The sequence below is a fragment of the Arthrobacter sp. StoSoilA2 genome, from assembly GCF_019977195.1.
Taxonomy (GTDB): Bacteria; Actinomycetota; Actinomycetes; order Actinomycetales; family Micrococcaceae; genus Arthrobacter.
On record NZ_AP024643.1, the window covers coordinates 809293 to 829150 of the forward strand.

The window sequence follows — 19858 nt, forward strand, 5'->3', positions numbered from 1 at the left end:
TGCTGAATCCTACCGGGAGGTTGGCCTCGCCGCCTTAGCTTTCCGGGAGCGCCCCGATCTCGCTCGTGGTGACTATCAGGGCGACTCGCGGTGGCGGGTTAAGAATGCCGATGCCGTTGTTGCCGACACTAGGCTTGACGATTGTGTACATAGGTCATTTCGCCGCAGCTGCGGTCATTCTCGCAGTGGCGCCTGAAACGCCCGCCTTACCCATCGCCGTGGCAGTCGCGTGGCCAGACATTGTTTGGCCTGGATTGGTTTTCGCTGGCAAAGAGTCGGTCAAAGTGGACCGCAACAATCCGCTGCAATCCTGCGTCAAATTCACCTCCTACCCGTACTCGCATTCGCTGGTCCTCGGTGGTGCGCTCAGTATTGTGCCCGCAGCGCTGGCCGGGCTGATCTACCAGAGTGTTCTTGTAGGTGTTCTTTTTTGGGTCGGCGTCCTGTCTCACTGGCTTCTGGATGCGGTGGTCCACCTCCGGGACCTTCCAGTACTTGGCTGGGGACGGAATGATCGCCGCGTCGGCTTTGGCCTGTGGGCCCGGCCCCGACTGGCGTTCGTGCTGGAGTATGTGTTCTTTGCCGCGAGCGTCCTTTTGGTGGCGCCACCCTCGATGTTTGTAGGGCTGCTTGGCGGAGGGTTGCTGCTTCATTTGTTCAATATCAACTCGTTCTTCGGCTTTACCAAGAAGAACCCAGTGGGCACGCCCAAACGCTTCGCTTTGCTGGCACTGGTTGGCTACGTCATCGCGATCATCTGGTTCACGATGTCATGGCAGTAGCAGTTGCCTCGCGCGGGAAAGAGTTCCGTTCAAGCTGATGTGGGACTGCATCGAGGATTAGTCTTCTGGAATGGAATCCTGGCACTGTAACCGGCTAAGCGTGAGCCAGGCCGAACTTGTAGAAAGCTGGTTGCCAGGTGTTCGTCTCCTCAAGGATCTCTCCTGGAATCTCGTAGATACCGCAGTCCTTGAAGTAGCGAACAGGCACCATAAGTACATAGTCAAAGCTGCTGGGTCTTTGAATCACCACATAGGACGTGAGATAGAAGCCCACGAGACCTCGGTGAATGTGTGGGCCCGGCAGACCCGCGCGCCTAAGCTGCTTCAATCGGATCGTTCCATGAACATCTTGATGACCGAATATCTGGAGGGTTCCCTCGTGGAGGGAACCGAAGCTGAATATGAGGCTGAAACCTATCTGCAAGCCGGGTGCCTGCTGCGTGCGTTTCACGGGCAAGCGTCGCGGACTGACCCGGACTACGAGTCGGCAGCCACTTCCAAAGCGTTGTCGTGGCTGAGGACGCCCCACCGCATCGAAAGAGCTTTCGCTGAGAAAGTCCAGGCCATTCTCGGCGCATATCAGCCGAACCCTGTGGTGCTCGTCCCGACTCACGGTGACTGGCAACCACGCAACTGGCTGATGGACGGCACCGAGCTTAGGATCATCGACTTTGGCCGCTACGGATTCAGGCCAGCTGCAACTGACTTCTGTCGTCTGGCTGTGCAGCAGTGGCGGTCTCATCCTCATTTGGAGGCTGCCTTTTTTGAGGGGTACGGATCAGATCCCAGAGATCGTGAGCAGTGGGATGTTGCGCTCCTGCGCGAGGCTGTGGCTACCTCTGCATGGGCATACCAAGTTGGGGACGAAGGGTTTGAGCGACAGGGCCACAGGATGCTGAGTGACGCGCTGGCCAACTTTTAGATGTCCTCACTGCCTCGCTGCACCCGGCCAAAAAGGTCCCTCCTCCCTCATAAACAAAGGAAAGCAGGGCCTTTCTACGCGGCGGTGACGGTGGGATTTGAACCCATATGGACAGCCACGACACCGGGCCGAACACGGCCGGAATCCCCGGGGACTTAGCGGTGATCGGGTACATCCGCTCACATCTTCAAACACCCGTTCGCAGAGATTCCGTTACTGCTGCGTTACCGCTACGCCTGTTTTGCCCTGGTCAGAGTTTGTTCCTTTCCATGCGCGACGCCGGCGTGGAATCGCAACAGTGAATATTGCGGCGGCTATTGCAGGCCGAGTACCCTCGCGGCAAGAGCGTGTCGCTGGGGTGCGCTAGGAATTGGGGGGGGGCTACCGTGCGCCGTCTGGTCATGATCCTTTCTGCTGTAGTTGCCATGACGCTTACCCAGCCCGCGGTGGCTGCTCCTGCCCGCGCAGATGACTCCTGGCACAACTTCATTCAGCTGTGGTGGGACTGGGGTGTAGTTTATTCCGATCTGGTCACCATCACTGACGAGGGCCACGTAATCGTGTATGAGGGTAAGCCCGGTTGGGAAGGGCAGGGTCTGGGCCCCGGAAACACTGTCGTTTTGGACGCGGACGCCTTGGTTACGCCGGGGGACTGGGATGGAAACGCCCAAGCCGACTGGATGTTCCGCAGCAGCGACGGCGGCTTGTACTTACGCACCGGCATTGGCGGGGCCGACGCGGAACAAGTCGGTTGGGGCTGGGACGTGATGACAGCAATGGTTTCACCTGGAGATTGGAACGGTGACGGCGCCTCCGACGTTCTGGCCCGCGACGACGCGGGTGCGCTCTGGATGTATAGGGGCGACGGCTCTGGTGGATGGCTGCCCGGGCGCACCCAAGTCGGGTCGGGGTGGAACATCATGGCTTCCATCTTCAGTGGACGTGACTTCAATGCGGACGGGAAGCCGGACGTTCTCGCTGTGGATACGGGTGGTGCGATGTGGCTGTATCCGGGAAACGGGGCTGGCGGGTGGATGAGCCGCGTACAGGTTGGGTGGGGCTGGCAGAAGATGGATCTGATTGCCGCCCCCGGGGATTTTGACTATGACGGACATGCCGACGTCATCGCCCGCGATATCGCGGGTTCCATGTGGCTCTATCCTGGCAACGGGGCAGGCAGCTTTACGTGGACACGGCGGCTCCTGAACATCCCAACACCGGCACTCTTCGGCTGAACTGCGCGCCAGCCCGGTGGCGAGGGTTCTTCGCCCACTCGAACGAGCAGCTATCCTCCTGAGACGCCGGTCTTCATGCACGCCCCATGAGTCCATCATTGAGGCCATGCTGCCGGCTGAGGGGCGTAACGGGGCACCATCGGGACACTTGGACGCACCAGGTCGGTCATCCAAACGGCATGCCTCTGTCTAAATTTAGCTCGAAGCGCTGAAAAGCGTCGGGGGCGTCGTGGCTAGTACCAATACCGGCGCCCAGCCAAGATGGGGCGATTGAGCGCGCCGAGAATAAGCAGTATGAGGCCGATGGCCAGCACAATCCAGCCGATGGTGACGAGGATGCCGATATTGAGTAGCCAGCCGACGATCAGCAGAACAAGTCCCAGGATGATCATTTCTTTCCTTTCGCGTTGTCGAACAAACTAGTCATAAACTAAGCGCCCTTACTAAATCAAGATTACCCGCACCGGAAGGAAATGGGGATGCTGCTAAACCTGGCCGTGCCAACGAATCGCCATGACGTGCCGGGCAATGTGAACGGGGCAAGGGCCAGAACCAATGCACGCTGTGTCCATAGATGCAGAAAGGCCCCGCATCCCTCATAAACAAAGGGAAGCAGGGCCTTTCTACGTGGCGGTGACGGTGGGATTTGAACCCACGTTGGCTTTTACACCAAACAACATTTCGAGTGTTGCACCTTCGGCCGCTCGGACACGTCACCAACTGAAATAGGGTACCGGAGTTGGGGCCCGTTCCCCAAAACGAGCCCGAAGCGAGCCCTGGGACACGCGCCCGGGAAACGCCGGGAAGTGAACTCAACTTCCGCACGCACCGCCCCAGCGATAGATTCATAAGCATCATGACTATCTCGCGCGAACAAGAACACGAGGCCCAGGCATACTGGGTCACTGAGTCGGGACACGGTGAGTTGCGCCCGGAAGCCATACCAACTCCGGGTCCCAAAGAAGCCCTCGTCAGGACCCTGTACTCGGGCGTCAGCCGCGGCACGGAGCGCGTGGTGCATGAAGGGCGCGTTCCGGAGCGCGTTGCTGATCTGATGCACGCCCCTCATCAGGAGGGCGACTTCCCAGGGCCGGTCAAGTACGGCTACCTGTCCGTCGGCGTCGTAGAACAAGGCCCGGACAACTGGACCGGCAAAACCGTCTTCAGCCTGCACCCGCACCAGGATTTCTACGTGGTCCCCACGAGCCAGCTCACAGCCATCCCGGAAGGGGTGCCTGCCCGCCGTGCCGTGCTTACGGGCATCGTGGAAGTGGCCATCAATGCCCTTTGGGAAGCCGGGCCGAGGCTGGGAGACCGTGTCGCCGTCGTCGGGGGTGGCCTGGTGGGCGGTGTCCTGGCGACCATCCTCCGGAAGTATCCGCTGGGCCGCCTGCAACTCGTGGATGCAGATGCGGACAAGAGAAATCTCGCCGAAAAACTCAACATTGACTTCGCGCTCCCGGACGAGGCAGAGAACGATTGCGACATCGTTTTCCACTGTTCCGCATCCAACGAGGGTCTCAAACTGAGCCTTCAACTTGCCGGCGATGATTCCGACGTGATCGAGCTGTCGTGGTTCGCTGACAAGGAAGTCACCCTGCCGTTGGGCGAGGATTTTCACGCGCGCAGGCTCACCATCCGCTCCAGCCAGGTTGGGGCCGTGGCTCTGCCCAGGAGGCACAGGAGAACCAACGCCCAGCGCCTCCAACTCGCGGCGGCAACCCTGAAAGATCCGCTGTTCGATGCATTCCTCAGCAGCGAGTGTCAATTTCAGAATCTGCCTATCACCCTCGTTAAGTTGTTTGAACAGCCCGGCGGCTTTTGCCACGTGGTCGCCTATCCAAAGCCGGAGGAATAAGACATGTTCAGCCTGACCGTCCGACGCCACTTCATGATTGCCCACAGCCTTCCCCGCGAAGCGTTCGGCCCAGCGCAGGGCCTCCACGGTGCTACGTTCGTCGCCGAGGTGACCTTCCGCCGCCCCGATCTCAACGAGGACGCGATCGTCCTGGATATCGGTGCTGCAGGCGGCATTCTCGAGGAAATTCTTGACGACCTGAACTACAAGAACCTCGACGAACACCCCGCGTTCAAGGGCAAGTTGACCACCACGGAGGCGTTGGCCAAGCACATCGCCGACGCAGTTGCCGCACGCATCACGGACACCCCGGATGGACCAGCCCTCAACGGCATCGACGTCCTCCTTCGCGAGAATCCGGATGCGTGGGCAGGATATTCACTGGAGCTCCCGGCCAAGTAATGCACATCCGCTTCCTGGTGCCGGGAAACGTCCGGCACGGCTCCGGCGGGAACAAGTACAACGCCAAGCTCGCCGAGCAACTGACAGCCCTGGGCGTCGGGATAGAGACAGTCATCGTCGACGGCGATTGGCCGGTTGGGAGCGCGGCGGACCGGCAGCGGTTTGCCGGAATGCTCGACGGCGGCACCACAGTGATTGCCGATGGCTTGGTCGCCAGTGGGGCGCCGGATGAAGTGGCGGGCGCGGTGAGCGCCGGAACCAAGGTGTGGATCCTGTCCCACATGGCGCTCGCAGACCACCCGGACCATGAAGCCAGGGCCATGACCGCGGCCACGGGAGTGATCTGCCCGAGCGCCCATGCTGCTGCCGCACTGGAAAAAAGGCATGGCCTCAAAAACGTGGTGGTTGCCCATCCCGGAGTTGAAGCGGCTGAAACAGCAAAGGGTTCGAAACCCCCTCACATCATCGCCCTCGCCGCGTTGCTGCCCAACAAGAGCCAAACAGAACTGGTGGAAGCACTCGCCACGCTAATGGACCTCCCATGGACGGCCGCCCTGATCGGCACAGACCAGCCGGACCCGGCGTACGCGGCAGAGGTCAGGACCGCCGTCGAACGTTACAAACTCCAAAACCGCATCATGATGACTGGGGAGTTAACCGGCAAACCGTTGGAGGACCAATGGAGCACAGCCGATCTCAGCATCCTCATCTCGAAGTCCGAGGCGTTCGGGCTGGTAGTGACGGAGTCCCTGGCCCATGGCGTTCCGGTTGTTGTCCGGCAGGGGACTGGTGCCGTGGAAGCTCTCGGGAACACGGGAGCGGGGATGGTGCTTGACCTCACACAGCCCAACAACCTTGCCAGCACCCTCCGGAGATGGCTCACCGACCAAGAGCTCCAACAGCGCTGGCGCACGGCAGCACTCCAGGCGCGGTCCGACCTTCCCGGGTGGGACACCACAGCAGCAACCGTTCTGAAAGCCCTCGGCAGCGGCGAGGGTGCAGAATAGGGCCATGACGCCCAAGGTCCAGACCATACCTGCCGCAACAACCCTCACCCCGGAGCGTCTCCGGGCCTGGGCCTGGCACAAACAAGGACTCGACGGGTCACTCGCAGGAAAGACATCCGAGGAAGTCCTGGACCACGCCGGCTGGGCACGCTCCGTGGGCGGCGCCAATCCGTACCTGACACTGTTTGCGCGGGCCGGAATCAGCCGCGAACAGGTGGACCGCGCCGTCAAAGAACTGCGGATCCACGAACTGCCCACTGCCCGCGCCTGCACTTACGTCCTGGGCCAGGCCGACTTTGCCTGGGGCCTGCAGGTAGGCCGGGACGCCGCCATCGCCCCGTTCAAAGTGCTGGCCAGGATGGGTGTCGAACGCGGCGAGATCACGTTGTTGGAAGACGAGATTGAGCATGCCCTCAAAGAATCCAGTGATCCCCTGGATCCCAGACAGCTGAAGGACCAACTGGGCGATTCCGTCCGGAGCCTCGGGGAGGAAGGCAAGAAGAAGGGCGCCGCCACCACGCTGCCCACGGCCCTGGGCCTGCTCCAAGCCGACGGCCGCATTCGCCGGGTCCCCATCAACGGCCGCCTCGACCAGCAGCGCTACGCCTACACGAGCTGGGGCCTGCCGCCCAGCAAACTCGACGACGACGCCGCCCGCCGCCTCCTGCTCGAACGGTACTTGCGCTGGACTGGCGGAGCGACCCTCAAACAGAGCCAGTGGTTCACCGCGTTCACCGTAGCCCAGACCAAAGCTGCGCTCGCCGGCGTCGGGGCAGTAGAAGTGCCCACGGCAAGCGGTGACGTGCTGTGGATGCTGCCGGACGACGTCGAACGCTTGGCCGACTTCCAAGAGCCCGGAGACGAACAGATCCAGTTGCTTGCAGGCACGGATTCACTGGTCCTCCACAGGCGGAATTCGGCTGACATGTTCGCTGAGGAAGACAAAGGAAAGAAGGTCCTGGACACCACCCTTGCGCTTCAGGCCGACCTCCCGGATCACCCGGTTCTGGACCGGGGAAGGATCATCGGCCTGTGGCAGTACGATCCCGGCAAGGAACGCATCGCGGCCTGGACCTTCGCCAAGCCCACTGCCGTAGTCAGTAAGCGGATCGCCGAAATTGAAGCATGGATCCGCGAGGAACTTGGCGACTTCAGATCGTTCAGCCTGGACTCACCAGCGTCCCGCCAGTTGCGGATCGACGCACTCAACGAGGCCGCTGGCCTGTAACGCGCTCAGCCCGAAGAGGCATTCAGCCCGAACCATACGGCCGGGTGATTGCTTCGAGGAAGTGCCCGTCCGGGTCGCAGAAGTAGATCCCGCGGCCGCCGTCGTTGTGGTTGATCTGTTGCGCACGGGACCGTGCAGGGTCTGCCCAATAGGGAATGTGTTCGGCGGTGATCCGCAGAAAGATCGAATCGAACTCCTGCTCGCTGACCAGGAAGGCATAGTGCTGCGGCGCGATGGTTCCCGGGGCTTCGAGGAAGTCCAGTGTGACGCCGTTCTCCAGGGAAACAGTGACAAAGGACCACATAGGCTGTGGGGTGGGAAGCCCAAGGATGCGGGCCAGAAACGCAGCGGACGCCTGCTTGTCCTTGGCGTAGACGATGGTGTGGTTGAAAGCGATTGTCATGATTGGCTCCTCAGCATAGAGCTCAAGCGGGCGATCGGTGCTCCGCCGCCGGTACGCGGTGCGTAGCGAAGAAGTCCCGAAGGAGCGTGGCGCATTCTTCCTCACGCACGCCTGCGTAGACCTCCACCCAATGGTTGAGCCGGCGCTCGCGGAGGATATCGAACACGGAACCTGCGGCCCCGGCTTTCTCATCCCACGCGCCAAACACGACGCGGGGAATCCGTGCCAGGACAATTGCCCCGGCGCACATTGCACACGGTTCGAGGGTTACCACCAAGGTGCAGTCCTCCAGGCGCCATCCATCGCCCCCTTCGCCCAATTCGAGGGCGTGGCGTTGCAGGGCAGCCGCGGCTTCACGGATGGCGACGATCTCTGCGTGGGCGGTTGGGTCCCCGTGCGCTTCCCGTTCGTTGCGTCCGGAACCCAGCACACCGCCGTCGGGTCCTAAGACAACCGCGCCGATCGGCACGTCGTCCGTCTCCAGCGCCAGCCGGGCTTCGTCCAAGGCAAGGCCCATCCAAGCCATGTGTTCTGCGTGATACGGCTCGTTGGCGCTCATATCTCAATGATAGTTTTGGACGATGCGCACACTCGTCGTGGACCACCCGCTGGTCGCTCACAAGCTCACCGTTCTGCGGGATAAGAACACCCCTTCCCCGGTCTTCCGGCAGCTCACTGAAGAACTCGTCACCCTTCTGGCCTATGAGGCCACCCGGGAGGTCAAGACACAGCCAGTCGAAATCGAGACCCCTGTCACGAAGACCATTGGCACGGCGTTCACCAAGCCGACTCCACTGGTGGTTCCCATCCTGCGCGCAGGCCTGGGCATGCTGGAAGGCATGACCAAGCTGGTTCCCACCGCCGAGGTCGGCTTCCTGGGTATGGCCCGCGACGAAGAAACGCTGGACATCATCACCTACGCTGAGCGCCTCCCCGAGAACCTCACCGGACGTCAGATCTTTGTGCTGGACCCCATGCTTGCCACCGGTGGCACCCTGCGCGAGGCCATTAAGTTCCTTTTCAAGCGCGGCGCCTCGGACGTCACTTGCATCTGCCTGTTGGCAGCCCCTGAGGGCTTGGCCAAGCTGGAAGAGGAACTCAAGGATGCCAACGTGAAGGTAGTCCTCGCTTCGATCGACGAGAAGCTCAACGATAAGTCGTACATCGTTCCGGGCTTGGGCGACGCCGGCGACCGCCTCTACGGCGTGGCTGGCTGATCCGCACGCCCCCCCGAAGAATCATGTCAAGATGCCCGTCTGGGTTGATTCGTGGAATCATTTGGTTTTGCCCGGAGGGTTGGTTGGGGTTTGGCTGCGCGTTTGGCGGTGGTCAGGGTCAGGAGGTCGGCGCTGAGGGCCTGGATCTGGCGCTGGATGGCGGCCGGATTCAAGGGCTTGTTTTCACGACGCAGCCTTGTTTTCACGTCCCGTGAGACAGTGCCGGTATCGGCCAGGACACGTTGGTAGGGCGTCGCGGGCGCGTCGTAGGTTTTGGTGATCTTCGCCCCGGTCCGGACCTTCGCGAGGAGTTTCTGTTGCGGTCCGAAATGGTTCGTCAGCAGCCGCTGCAGCGCCCAGATCAGGTTCAAGAGTTCCAGTTCGGCGGCGGTGTCGTAGCGGTGGTAGCCGACGGTCTGGCGGACGATGTGCCAGTTCTTCTGTTCCACGTGCGCCCCGTCGTTCTTGTTCCCGGAGCGGGATCGGGTGAACGTTAGGCTCTCCTGTTCGCACCAGGCCAGCAGCTCCCAGTTGATGAACTCCGTGCCGTTATCGGAATCGATGCCAAGGATGGGGAACGGGAACGCGGCGGTCGCGTCTTTGATGGGCCGCAAAGCCTTCCGGGCATGGTCCCGGTGCCAGCCCGTCGTCGCGCACAACTCGTTCAGAACCTGTTTCTTCGCCGCCCGGTCCGAGCGGGCATAACGGGTGGCAATCGCCTTGGTGACAGCCCTGCGTTCACTCATCGAAAGCTCCATGGCTCACACTGCCGAAGCGGCGGACACCAGCCCCGGCGGACACGCCGCTACGCGGGCATTCTCAAATGATTCCTCGAATACCGCTACGCGGGCATCTTTGATGAGTCAACGCGGCCCCTACCGCTTTCCGGCGTGCCCGGTTAGCCTGTGGCGCATGGACTGGAAACTTGAACTGGTGTTTGTCCCTGTGTCCGACGTGGATCGCGCGAAGGACTTCTACGTCAACAAAGTTGGTTTCAACGCCGATTTCGATGAGCGTCCCATGGACGGCATCCGCTTTGTGCAGTTGACTCCGCCGGGTTCGGCTTGTTCCATCGCCATCGGCGAAGGGCTCAGCGATGCCCCTCCGGGAACAGCGCCATCCCTGCAAATGGTGGTGAGCGATATCAACAAAGCGCACGAGCACCTCAAGGCCAATGGCGTCGAAGTCAGCGATATCGATGTCCAGGACTGGGGACACTTCGTCCACTTTGCGGACCCGGACGGCAATAAGTGGGCTGTGCAGTACATTCCGCACCGGCCCAACGGCTAGGTCACAGTTCGACGCCACCCCTGCATGGTGCGGCAGGATGGAGCCATGAGCCATCCTGCCGAACCAACCTCGCCTTCCGCACAAGCCGAACGATCGCCAACCCTGACCGTCCGTGCTGTCCTGTTCGACATGGACGGAACACTGGTTGACTCCACAGCGATCGTCGAGCAGGTGTGGCTGGAATTCGCGGAACGATACGGCCTGGATTACAACGAGATCCTGCGGACGTCCCACGGCGTGCAAGCAGGCGATACTGTGCGCCGGTATGCTCCAGCAGGAGCCGATCTTGAAGCCTTGACTGCCGAGCTCGGCCAGATGGAACGAACGCGGACCGACGGCGTGATTGCCCTCCCTGGCGCCGAAGCGCTGCTCGCTGCCTTGCCGGACGACGCCATTGCGCTCGTCACATCCGCGGACCGCATCCTTGCCGATATCCGGATGAAGGCCGCTGGCCTTTCCATGCCAACTACTGCGGTCACCGCCGAAGGCGTTACGCGCGGCAAGCCGCACCCGGAGGGGTACCTCAAAGCCGCAGCATTGCTGGGCGCGGAACCAGCCGACGTCGTGGTTTTTGAGGACGCCCCGGCAGGTATCGCAGCCGCCCGGGCCGCCGGGATGCGAACCGTGGTGGTCGGCGACGCCGGTGGCGAGCTTGAGCCGGGCATGTGGCGTATCCCCGACTACTCCGCAGTCACCGTCACTGCCGTGAAGGACGACGACGGCGGTCACCTCATCAGCTTCACGCTTTAGTCTGTTCGCCTCCGCTGTTCCAACCAGTGAAGCGGGAGTAGGCTGTGCGCATGTCTGCGTTGCCGGAGGCGTACGGTGCTGCACTGGAGCGGGCCATGGCGCACGCTACGGATTGGCTTGCATCGGTGCCCGGCCGTTCTGTCCGGCCCACGTCCGACGCCGACCAAGTCGCTTCGAGCCTTCTTTCGAGACTTCCCGATGAAGCAACGGACGCGGCTGACGTAGTAGATGAGCTCGCCGCATTGGCTGAGCCCGGGTTGATGGCAATCCAGTCCGGACGCTTCTACGGCTGGGTCATGGGCGGGACGTTGCCCGCTGCCATGGCTGCAGATTGGCTTGTCTCGGCATGGGACCAAAATGCCGGGCTCAGGTTTGCGACCCCGGCCGCCGCCGCGATCGAGGAATCCGCAGCGGCGTGGCTCCTGGAGTTATTGGATCTTCCGCGAGGGTCCGACGTCGGATTCACCACTGGCGCTACCACCGCCAACTTCGCCGGGCTGGCTGCCGGGCGTCAATACCTGATGGACGAGGCAGGGTGGGACCTCGCGGACCTGGGCCTGACCGGGGCGCCCCGGATCACCACGTTTGCAGGCCGCGAACGGCACGCCGCCGTGGACCTCGCCCTGCGGTACCTGGGGCTGGGAGCCTGCGTTCCCGTGGACACTGACGATCAAGGCAGGATCCTGCCGGAGGCACTCGCGGATGCCATGGATGAACAACCCGGCCCTTCCCTCGTGTGCCTGCAGGCAGGCAATCTGCATTCCGGAGCGTTCGATCCGATGTCCGAAGCCATTGCTGTAGCCCATGACCGCGAGGCCTGGGTGCATGTGGATGGCGCATTTGGATTGTGGGCTGCGGTCAGCCCACAACTGCGCGGGCGGCTGGCCGGAGTAGAGGCAGCCGATTCGTGGGCCACCGATGCCCACAAAACATTGAACGTCCCGTACGACTGTGGCTTGGCCATCGTCTCCCGGCCGGAAGCGCTGAGACGCGCCTTCAGCGTCCACACGAGCTACCTCATTGCAACGGAGACCGGACTGGGCGATCCGTTCGACAAAGTTCCGGAACTGTCCCGTAGGGCCCGGGGCATCCCGGTATGGGCTGCCCTCCGTCAGTTGGGCCGGTCCGGAGTCATTGCCATGGTGGACAGGCTTGCAGCAAACGCCCGCGCGTTGGCGGAAGGCCTCGCTGGTATCCCGGGCGTGGAAATTCTCAACGATGTCGTTTTCACGCAAGTATCGGTCGTCTTCGGAAGTGATGACCGCACACGCCGCGTTACTCAGCGGCTCATGGCCGAAGGCATTGTGTGGATGTCCGGTTCCTCGTGGCGCGGACGCGATATCCTGCGAATTTCGGTGAGTAACTGGTCCACGGACGCAGGTGACGTAGCTGCCTCCATCGCAGCCGTTCGAGGTGCGGCAGAGGCCGAACCGGAAGCATAGAGGCGTCCTGTTACAAGGCCGAGCGCGCCTTCTCCAGGTATGCCATCAACCCGCCCAGCTGCTCAGCGGTCCACGGCAGTCCCGCGCTGATGGCCTGGCTGTTTTCCTGCCAGGTTGCACGTGCTGCGGCTTTGGTGTCCTCACTGGAGTGGAACATGGAACCTATGCCGTCCCATGAGCGCACCCATTCCTGGACTGAGGGGTCCGTGACGGGCCTGTCGGCTTGGACGTGCGCCAGTCCTTCTTCCACAAGGGCAGCCCACTGCTTCTTGGCAGCTTCGACTTTTTCTGCGCCGAGTTCTTCCCGCTTGTCCGCGAGTTGCTGGCGTTGTTCGGCTGTGAAGTTGTTTTCGAGCACGGTAATCATCTCCAACGTTGACATGAATTGTTCAGGGGTGGGCATGGCGTGTCCGTCCATGCGTGACAACAGCTCGCCCAAACGGTTTTGGAGCGCTTGGAGTTGCCGGGCGTGCTCCTGCACATGGACCAGCTGCTGTTGGAGGAGGCCCCGAAGGGACTCCAGATCATCCTCGGGCGCTTGCAGCGCCTTGCCGATGGCCGCGAGCGGAAGCCCCAGCATCTGAAGCGATCTGATCCGGTATAGCCGGCGTAGGTCGCCCTCCGAATACCTGCGATGACCGGACGATGTCCTTTGGCTTGCGGACAGCAGCCCGATCTCGTCGTAGTGGTGGAGCGTCCGCACGCTGACACCACATGCTGTGGCCAGCTCACCGATGCTCCACGGCCCGGATCCTGTTGTTCCCGTCATGGGCACAACGCTAAGTCCTGACGCAACGTCAGGTGCAAGTGGGTGTGAAACCCGGAAGGCACATTTAACGCGAAAACCGCCCCGCCTCCCGCCCGGGCGCATCAGTACTGCTGCGAACGGCGGAAAGCGGGGCGGCAATCGGGCCCTGCATGGTTTGAGCCCGCTGGGGTGGGCTCAAGCCTGCTTATTGAGTCGGCTTAGTACCAGTTGTTGGCCAAGTGGAAGGCAAGGGCCGCCGAGGGGGAGCCGTAGCGTTCCTTGATGTAGTTCAGGCCCCACTTGATCTGGGTCTGGTAGTTGGTCAGCCAGTCATCGCCTGCGGTTGCCATCTTCGAAGCGGGCAATGACTGCACGATTCCGTAGGCACCACTGGAGGTGTTGGTCGCGGTGGTCCGCCAGTTGGATTCCTTCTCCCACAGTGTGTTCAGGGCAGTCATTTCACCCGGACCCCAGCCGTAGTTGGCGAGGATGCTGGCGGCGTATGCCTTGGCAGCGGCGGGATCGTCCACGGCCTTGGGAGTGGCGGCTGCGGCTGCGGCTGCAGCAGCGGCGGCATCGGCAGCCTGCTTGGCGGCTGCATCAGCGGCAGCCTTTTCGGCGGCGGCCTGTGCGGCAGCTGCCTGGTCGGCGGCGGCTTTCTCGGCCGCAGCCTTTTCGGCGGCGGCTTGTGCCGCAGCTGCCTGGTCTGCAGCGGCCCTGTCTGCAGCGCCCTTCTTGGCAGCAGCATCCAAGGACGCTGAGATTTCAGCTGTTTTGTTGCTGGCCTGGGCGGTAGCCTGCGTCTCGGACGCCCGGCTCGTTTCGGGGAGATTGAATGCGGCGTTTGCGGCCTGGCCAAGCGATGCGACGCCCAATGCTGCGGCAACGACTCCTGCAACAACGGACATTCGTTGCCCGGTCTTGCCGCGGCGTGCAGCGTTCTTCAGAACGGTTTGCGACTTCGTCAGGGGAGCGTTGTGATCGTCACGGTGACGCGCGGAAGGGCGCGTCTGATCGTTGAATTCAGACATGTGTGATTACCTCTCAGCGCCTGCGGAGTTAGCTGTCGGGTTCGGATGAGGTCATCCGGCCGCGCGCGTAGCTGCGGCTTCACCCCAAGGGCAAGGAAAGTACTGTGCCCGGAGACTCTGGGTCCCCCGTCTCTGCCTCGAATGAGAACGGAACTCCGGGAAGTGGCAGAGCTCGGCGCATCCCGGGTGTGGGCCAGTTAGGGGCGACCCACCCTTTCGAAGGTACAGGAGGTTTCGGCTTAAGTCACATTTGGGTAACAGAGATCACGTTCACGGCGAGTCATGTTGCCTGATTCGTTATATGCGTTCGTTCAAAGCTGCGGGGAGTCGGAGAGTGAACTCCGTGCGTCCCGGCTGGGACGTTACTTCCACACTGCCGCCATGCGCCTGGACGATGGATTCGACGATTGACAAGCCCAATCCGGAGGTCCCTTCCGACCCCGATCTCGCCGCGTCAGCCCGGGCAAAACGCGAGAAGATTCGCCCCTGGAAAGCAGTCGGAATACCAGGCCCGTTGTCCGTGACGGTGACCACCGCGCTACCGTCGGCGGAAAGCATGACGCCTGCGACCACCGTGGTACCTGGATCGGTGTGCTTGCGGGCGTTGGACAGCAGATTGGCCAGCACCTGATGCAGCTGGGTTGCGTCCCCGCGCACCGTAATGGGCTCGTCAGGGAGTTGTAGCTTCCAGATGTGGTCCGGTGCCATCACCTTTTCGTCGCTGACTGTCTCGATCACCAGCTGCGTCAGGTCCACATCCGTGACCTTCAACGGCTGGCCTTCATCCAGGCGCGCCAACAACAACAGGTCCTCCACAAGCGTGGTCATCCGTTCCGACTGGCTCTGGACCCGCGCCAGCGACTTCCTGCCGTCCTCCGTGAAGTTCTCCGTCATACGAAGCAGCTCGGTGTATCCACGGATGGCGGTCAGCGGTGTCCGAAGTTCGTGGGAGGCATCGGCAACGAACTGCCGGACCTTGGTTTCGCTCTCCTGACGGGCTTCCAGGGCCCTGGAAACGTTGTTGAGCATTTGGTTCAAAGCGTGGCCCACGCTGCCAACTTCAGTTCCAGGATGAGCGGCCGACGGCGGTACGCGCACCGCGAGTGCCACCTCACCGGCGTCGAGGGGAAGGCGCGATACTTTCGTTGCAACCTCCGAGAGTTGCTCCAGTGGCCGCATGGTCCGGCGGATGATGACGGTGCCGGCGAGGCCGATCAGCACCAGGCCGCCAAGTGAAACAAACACCATGGTCCATACCAGCGAGGCCTCGGCATTTTGCTTGTCAGCCAACGGCAGGCCTGTCGCAATCACATCGCCGTAGTTGGTCTCAACTGCCACCAGCCGATAGTCGCCGTTGGACAATGAACGGTCTACGGGCCGGTTGTCGCGGGGGAGCGATAGCAGGATCTGCTTGTCTTCTGCCGAGAGTGCGACGCGGCGACCGTTTGCGTTGAGGAAGCCCGAGTTGATGACCGTGGAACCATCGATCCTCGCGTTAAGTGTCCCGGCGCCTTGGCCACGGGCCTCCAGCGGATCCGGCCGACCGCTGGAGGGAAAGTTCGACGGCGGCCTGCCGAAGTCATTCGCGCGGCCTGATGCCTGCTCCAACTGCTTGTCGAGCTGTTTGTTGAAGTACATGTCCATGGAGGCGTAACTAACCACTCCAACTGCACCGCAAATCGCCACCAGCAATGCCATCGCCACCAGGACCAACCGCGTGCGCAGATGCCAGGTGGAGGGATTGAGCCAGTTCCGCTGGGTCTTGCGGGCTACTCCGGAAGAGGTGGACAAGATTCAGTCCGCAGGCTTGATGACGTAGCCAGCGCCACGGATGGTGTGGATCATTGGCGGGTGGTTGGCTTCGATTTTCTTGCGCAGGTAGGAAATGTACAGTTCCACGATGTTGGCCTGCCCGCCGAAGTCATAGTCCCAGACGCGGTCAAGGATCTGTGACTTGCTGACCACCCGCTTGGGGTTCTCCATGAGATAACGAAGAAGCTCAAACTGCGTTGCCGTGAGCTGGATGTCCTCGCCGGCGCGCGAAACCTCCCGTGTGTCCACGTTGAGGGTGAGATCACCCACTACCAGTTCCGCGGTATCCATGGCCGCAACGCCCGAGCGTTGTACGAGACGGTGCAGGCGCAGGAGAACCTCCTCCATGCTGAAGGGCTTGGTGACGTAGTCGTCCCCGCCGGCGGCCAGGCCAACGATGCGGTCCTGGACAGCGTCCTTGGCCGTGAGGAACAGTGCGGGCACTTCCGGCGCGAAGGCGCGGATCCGGTTGAGGACCTCGACGCCGTCGAATCCTGGAAGCATCACGTCCAGCACCAGCACGTCGGGGCGGAAGTCCTTGGCAAGCTTCACAGCTTCCGGTCCATCGGCTGCCACCGCTACGGACCAGCCTGCCATGCGAAGGCCCATGCTCATGAGCTCAGCGAGACTCGGTTCGTCGTCCACCACCAAGGCTCGGATGGGGGAGCCGTCCGGGTGGGAAAGCTGGGGAAGGTTGTTCGTCATGGAGTGCGGGGATGCCATGTGACAACTCTCCATTCTGCTGGTTTGTCGAAGCTTTGCCGGTCCTGTGAGGATGCTGTGAGGTCAACACTAGCCACGTGGGAGTTCAATGGCAGGCGTTGCGGGAGTGCTGCAGTGAATACTCGCCTTCTACGGCTTGTAGCAGATTTTGAGGGAAAAATTCGAGCTTGGAGCAGGTTGCGATTGGACAGCAAGTGTTTCAGATCTTGAGATTCCGTCCTTTTGCCCCTCATGGGAATCAGGGAGGTCATCATGCACTATCTGCCGAAGAAAATTCACGATAAGCCGAATATTTCTCATCGAGACCGAATGAAATGACGTTCATTTTCGGTGGGGGAAGAATTGTGATCTGCGGCACAATAGACCCTCTTGTCTCAAAATGTGGACGGTTTCACGCTTTGTTACTTGCGTGTTGCCATTGTTACGTTGCACACTTCCAATGTGAACAAGAACTCAACAGCACCTGCAGCCGCAGCAATCTGGTCCAGCACACCCGCTGGCGACGAGACCCGCTGTTGTCGAATGCAAGCCTAACTTTCCACCCCGAAGAAGTTTCAGGCATTCGCCCCCTAGCCCAGCGTTGGGCGCCCTTCCCCAAACTCATTGCGGGGACAACCAGCATTCGAAGCCGCGATGACGGCTATTCACTTTTGAGGTAATCACTCCATGTCAGTTGCATCCGGTTACGTCCACATCTCCGTCCGAAACGCCAACAAGGCCGCTTCCAACGCAGGCCTCCGCCCCGGCTTCGGCAACCGCCCCGGCTACGCCCCCGCCACCCAAGGCAACGGCCAGCAGGCTCCCGGCTACGTGCCCCAGGGCTACAACCCCAACTCCTACGGCCAGTTGCGGGCAGTTCCCACCAATGAGCCAGCACCCATGACGGCGCCTACTCCCGTCATTGCGCAGTCTGACCGCCTCCGTCCCGTTGCCAACGACAACGTGGCCCGCGGCTTCGTGCTCTACATGGGCATTGACGAAGAAACTGCAGCAGCGGCTGGCACCTCCATTGCCAAGCTCGCCCAGGAAATCCGGGCCTACGCCCAGTCCCTGGTCACCGGCGCTGAGAGCTACGCTGCAGTCGCCGTCGCACCCGCCGGGGCACCCGGCTCCGCGCTCGACGTCGTACGTTCCACCTTCGGTGACCCCACGGTCGCCGCCCGCCAGCGCACCGAGGCTTCACGCCCGGCACCGCAGCAGGAAGCCCGCCCCTCCGGCGTGTTGATCGACCTCGCCCGCCGCGAAGTCCACCTCGACGGTGAGTCGCTGAACCTGACGTTCAAGGAATTTGAGCTCCTCAACTACCTCGTCGAAAACGGCACCCGCACGGTTGGCCGCGACGAACTGCTTGAGGGCCTGTGGCGCAACGCCGAAGAAGTGCCCAACGAGCGCACCATCGACGTCCACATCCGCCGCCTCCGCTCCAAGCTGGGCCGCCTCGCCAACACCGTACGCACCGTGCGTGGCCAGGGCTACCGCTTCTACGAGCACCCTGAGGTCATCGTCTGGGCCGCTCCGGAATACTCGATCTAGCTATTGCTTCCGCGAAAGCGCCTGTCCTGTAAAGGGCGGGCGCTTTCGCTTTCGCGGGACGATCCCTCGGCGCCTGCTCGTACCTCACGCAACAACGGCGCTTTCGGGATGCCCCGCTGCGCTGCAGCGCCCCCGCTGCGCTGCAGCGCCCTCTCTTCGGTTGGACGCTTTCGAGCTTTCGGGGCCAGTGAGCATGTGCCTTCGCGGCGCTAAGGTTGTGGAATGAGTGACCATCACATCAGGCGCCTTGTGATCATGCGCCACGCCAAAGCGGATTGGCCCATGGGGGTCCCGGACCATGAACGTCCCCTCGAGGAACGCGGACACCGTGAAGCTCCGCTGGCTGGGCGATGGTTGCTCAAGCATGGGGTAGTTCCAGACTTCATTCTGTGCTCGTCTGCGCTGAGGACCCGCCAAACCTGCACGTGGGTGTGCGATGAGTTGGGGGACAAAGCCCCGACGCCCAAGCTCGAGGACGGCTTGTACGCTGCCTCGGCAAACCGGATGTTGACCGTGATCAACCATGTCCCGGACACTGTCACCACCTTGATGGTGATCTCGCACATGCCCGGTGTCCAGGACCTGGCCATGCATCTTGCTTCGCGCGACTCGGACCATGATGCCTACATGGATGCCGCCACACGGTTCCCAACCAGTGCTTTGACGGTGATGGAGACTGAGAAGCCATGGGCGGAGCTGGATGGGCAGGACGCTCGTCTGACGCACTTCAAGGTGCCGCGGCGCTGACTTTCCCGCCGGGCTGTGTGATCCCCCGGCGTCCTTAGGCCGCCAGATCCGCCACCTTTTGGGCGTCACTTATGTGGGCTTCCGAAAGTGAGCGGGCAGACGCTACGTCTCCGTCTGCAATTGCCCGGGCAATTTCTACGTGTTGTTCGGCGGCCTTGTGCGCCCAGTCATCCTTGCCGAGATTCGCTGCTGTAGAAACCGCAAGCCTGGCTATGGCCCGGCGATGCGCATCGGCCAGGAATTCGTTACCACTGGCTTCGACGATCAGGTCGTGGAACTGCCTGTTGATTCGCGTTGACTCCCGTACGTCACCGCTTTCAATGGCTTTCGCGAACCCCGTTGCTGCGTCGTTCAGCCGCGCGAACCAGGCAGGAGCGATCTGTCCATCGCGGGCCCGCGCGGCTGTCAGTTCGGCTGCGAATCCTTCAAGATTGCGTCGCAGATCAAACAGGCGGCGTTTGGCGTCGTGGTCCAAACCTGCAACTACTACGCCGCGAGCTGCGGGCGTGAGCAGGCCTTCGGCAAGCATGCGGCTCAGCGCTTCCCTTACGGGTGTGCGGCTGACTCCCAATTCCTCTGCTATCGATGCCTCCGGAAGGCGGTCCCCGGCGGTGTAGGTGCCGTCGAGAAATCTGGCCCACAGGACGTCGTAGGTTGAGCGTGCTGATCCTGTTCCTGCCGCGTCTGAACTCATGACCTAAGTATACAAGGCATGCGAAAACAGCTAT

Annotated in this window: 23 protein-coding genes, 1 tRNA gene and 1 riboswitch; of the genes, 13 read left to right on the top strand and 11 right to left on the bottom strand. The window is 61.9% G+C overall.

The genetic code is table 11. From position 1 onward, the window contains the following. Positions 1-110: 110 nt before the first annotated feature. Entirely contained in the window at positions 111-782 is a 672-nt protein-coding gene (locus tag LDN82_RS03870) for a hypothetical protein (protein ID WP_224166444.1), read from the top strand. Positions 783-876: 94 nt separating this feature from the next. Here LDN82_RS03870 and LDN82_RS03875 read toward each other — a convergent pair whose 3' ends face one another. Beyond that, positions 877-1110 (bottom strand): hypothetical protein, encoded by a 234-nt coding sequence (locus LDN82_RS03875; RefSeq protein WP_224167608.1) that lies wholly within the window; start codon positions 1108-1110, stop codon positions 877-879. 12 nt (positions 1111-1122) lie between these two features. Between LDN82_RS03875 and LDN82_RS03880 the strand changes: the two genes are divergently transcribed. Both LDN82_RS03880 and LDN82_RS03885 read left to right on the top strand, forming a co-directional pair. Further along, positions 1123-1704 (top strand): aminoglycoside phosphotransferase family protein, encoded by a 582-nt coding sequence (locus tag LDN82_RS03880; protein ID WP_263422281.1) that lies wholly within the window; start codon positions 1123-1125, stop codon positions 1702-1704. A 386-nt stretch (positions 1705-2090) separates the two neighbouring features. Then, complete coding sequence (locus LDN82_RS03885) at positions 2091-2939, top strand: VCBS repeat-containing protein (protein ID WP_224166445.1); 849 nt, start codon at positions 2091-2093, stop codon at positions 2937-2939. 233 nt (positions 2940-3172) lie between these two features. Here the strand turns inward: LDN82_RS03885 and LDN82_RS03890 are convergent, their stop codons facing one another. Together LDN82_RS03890 and LDN82_RS03895 are read right to left on the bottom strand one after the other, a co-directional pair. Then, positions 3173-3331: a hypothetical protein gene (locus LDN82_RS03890; protein ID WP_224094353.1), complete on the bottom strand. Its 159-nt coding sequence runs from the start codon at positions 3329-3331 to the stop codon at positions 3173-3175. 236 nt (positions 3332-3567) lie between these two features. After that, positions 3568-3657 (bottom strand) — tRNA-Ser (locus LDN82_RS03895). Between the two features lie 138 nt (positions 3658-3795). On the opposite strand from LDN82_RS03895, the gene LDN82_RS03900 reads away from it, so the two are divergent. From LDN82_RS03900 to LDN82_RS03915, 4 genes are read left to right on the top strand one after another with little or no spacing between them, the layout of a single operon-like run. After that, on the top strand, positions 3796-4797 hold the full coding sequence (locus LDN82_RS03900; RefSeq protein WP_224094354.1) for a zinc-binding alcohol dehydrogenase: 1002 nt from the start codon (positions 3796-3798) through the stop codon (positions 4795-4797). Positions 4798-4800: 3 nt separating this feature from the next. Beyond that, positions 4801-5199 (top strand): 6-carboxytetrahydropterin synthase, encoded by a 399-nt coding sequence (locus LDN82_RS03905; protein ID WP_224166446.1) that lies wholly within the window; start codon positions 4801-4803, stop codon positions 5197-5199. Then, positions 5163-6206 (top strand): glycosyltransferase family 4 protein, encoded by a 1044-nt coding sequence (locus LDN82_RS03910; RefSeq protein WP_346347108.1) that lies wholly within the window; start codon positions 5163-5165, stop codon positions 6204-6206. Before LDN82_RS03905 ends, LDN82_RS03910 begins: the two co-directional genes overlap by 37 nt. 4 nt (positions 6207-6210) lie before the next feature. Continuing rightward, positions 6211-7434, top strand: coding sequence for a crosslink repair DNA glycosylase YcaQ family protein (locus tag LDN82_RS03915; RefSeq protein ID WP_224166447.1), 1224 nt, complete (start codon positions 6211-6213; stop codon positions 7432-7434). A gap of 22 nt (positions 7435-7456) precedes the next feature. Here the strand turns inward: LDN82_RS03915 and LDN82_RS03920 are convergent, their stop codons facing one another. Then, positions 7457-7837 (bottom strand): VOC family protein, encoded by a 381-nt coding sequence (locus LDN82_RS03920; protein ID WP_224094360.1) that lies wholly within the window; start codon positions 7835-7837, stop codon positions 7457-7459. Positions 7838-7859: 22 nt separating this feature from the next. Then, complete coding sequence (locus tag LDN82_RS03925; protein WP_224094362.1) at positions 7860-8396, bottom strand: nucleoside deaminase; 537 nt, start codon at positions 8394-8396, stop codon at positions 7860-7862. Positions 8397-8418: 22 nt separating this feature from the next. Here LDN82_RS03925 and upp point away from each other — a divergent pair, with 22 nt between their 5' ends. Beyond that, positions 8419-9054 carry a uracil phosphoribosyltransferase gene (gene upp, locus LDN82_RS03930; protein ID WP_224094363.1) on the top strand — a complete coding sequence of 212 codons (636 nt, stop codon included), beginning with the start codon at positions 8419-8421 and terminating at the stop codon, positions 9052-9054. 26 nt (positions 9055-9080) lie between these two features. On the opposite strand, the gene LDN82_RS03935 is transcribed toward upp, so the two are convergent. After that, entirely contained in the window at positions 9081-9800 is a 720-nt protein-coding gene (locus tag LDN82_RS03935; protein WP_224094364.1) for a hypothetical protein, read from the bottom strand. A 166-nt stretch (positions 9801-9966) separates the two neighbouring features. On the opposite strand from LDN82_RS03935, the gene LDN82_RS03940 reads away from it, so the two are divergent. From LDN82_RS03940 to LDN82_RS03950, 3 genes are read left to right on the top strand one after another with little or no spacing between them, the layout of a single operon-like run. Next, complete coding sequence (locus tag LDN82_RS03940) at positions 9967-10344, top strand: VOC family protein (RefSeq protein ID WP_224094365.1); 378 nt, start codon at positions 9967-9969, stop codon at positions 10342-10344. Between the two features lie 45 nt (positions 10345-10389). Continuing rightward, the gene (locus tag LDN82_RS03945; RefSeq protein WP_224094366.1) at positions 10390-11094 is read left to right on the top strand and encodes an HAD-IA family hydrolase; all 705 of its coding nucleotides are present in this window, start codon (positions 10390-10392) and stop codon (positions 11092-11094) included. A gap of 50 nt (positions 11095-11144) precedes the next feature. Then, positions 11145-12536: a pyridoxal-dependent decarboxylase gene (locus tag LDN82_RS03950; RefSeq protein WP_224094367.1), complete on the top strand. Its 1392-nt coding sequence runs from the start codon at positions 11145-11147 to the stop codon at positions 12534-12536. Between the two features lie 10 nt (positions 12537-12546). On the opposite strand, the gene LDN82_RS03955 is transcribed toward LDN82_RS03950, so the two are convergent. From LDN82_RS03955 to LDN82_RS03970, 4 genes are all read right to left on the bottom strand, one after another. Then, positions 12547-13305 carry a MerR family transcriptional regulator gene (locus LDN82_RS03955; RefSeq protein WP_224094368.1) on the bottom strand — a complete coding sequence of 253 codons (759 nt, stop codon included), beginning with the start codon at positions 13303-13305 and terminating at the stop codon, positions 12547-12549. A 197-nt stretch (positions 13306-13502) separates the two neighbouring features. Next, entirely contained in the window at positions 13503-14315 is an 813-nt protein-coding gene (locus LDN82_RS03960) for a hypothetical protein (RefSeq protein WP_224094370.1), read from the bottom strand. Positions 14316-14318: 3 nt separating this feature from the next. After that, a riboswitch (cyclic di-AMP (ydaO/yuaA leader) is annotated at positions 14319-14503 on the bottom strand. Positions 14504-14612: 109 nt separating this feature from the next. Continuing rightward, positions 14613-16106: a HAMP domain-containing sensor histidine kinase gene (locus LDN82_RS03965; protein WP_224166448.1), complete on the bottom strand. Its 1494-nt coding sequence runs from the start codon at positions 16104-16106 to the stop codon at positions 14613-14615. 3 nt (positions 16107-16109) lie between these two features. After that, the gene (locus LDN82_RS03970; protein WP_224094372.1) at positions 16110-16850 is read right to left on the bottom strand and encodes a response regulator transcription factor; all 741 of its coding nucleotides are present in this window, start codon (positions 16848-16850) and stop codon (positions 16110-16112) included. Positions 16851-17516: 666 nt separating this feature from the next. Here LDN82_RS03970 and LDN82_RS03975 point away from each other — a divergent pair. Further along, on the top strand, positions 17517-18383 hold the full coding sequence (locus tag LDN82_RS03975) for a winged helix-turn-helix domain-containing protein (RefSeq protein ID WP_224166449.1): 867 nt from the start codon (positions 17517-17519) through the stop codon (positions 18381-18383). Positions 18384-18605: 222 nt separating this feature from the next. Further along, a complete protein-coding gene (locus tag LDN82_RS03980) occupies positions 18606-19130 on the top strand; it encodes a histidine phosphatase family protein (RefSeq protein ID WP_224166450.1) in 525 nt (174 codons plus the stop codon). A gap of 34 nt (positions 19131-19164) precedes the next feature. Here the strand turns inward: LDN82_RS03980 and LDN82_RS03985 are convergent, their stop codons facing one another. Continuing rightward, positions 19165-19824 carry a GntR family transcriptional regulator gene (locus LDN82_RS03985; protein WP_224166451.1) on the bottom strand — a complete coding sequence of 220 codons (660 nt, stop codon included), beginning with the start codon at positions 19822-19824 and terminating at the stop codon, positions 19165-19167. Positions 19825-19858: the final 34 nt, after the last annotated feature.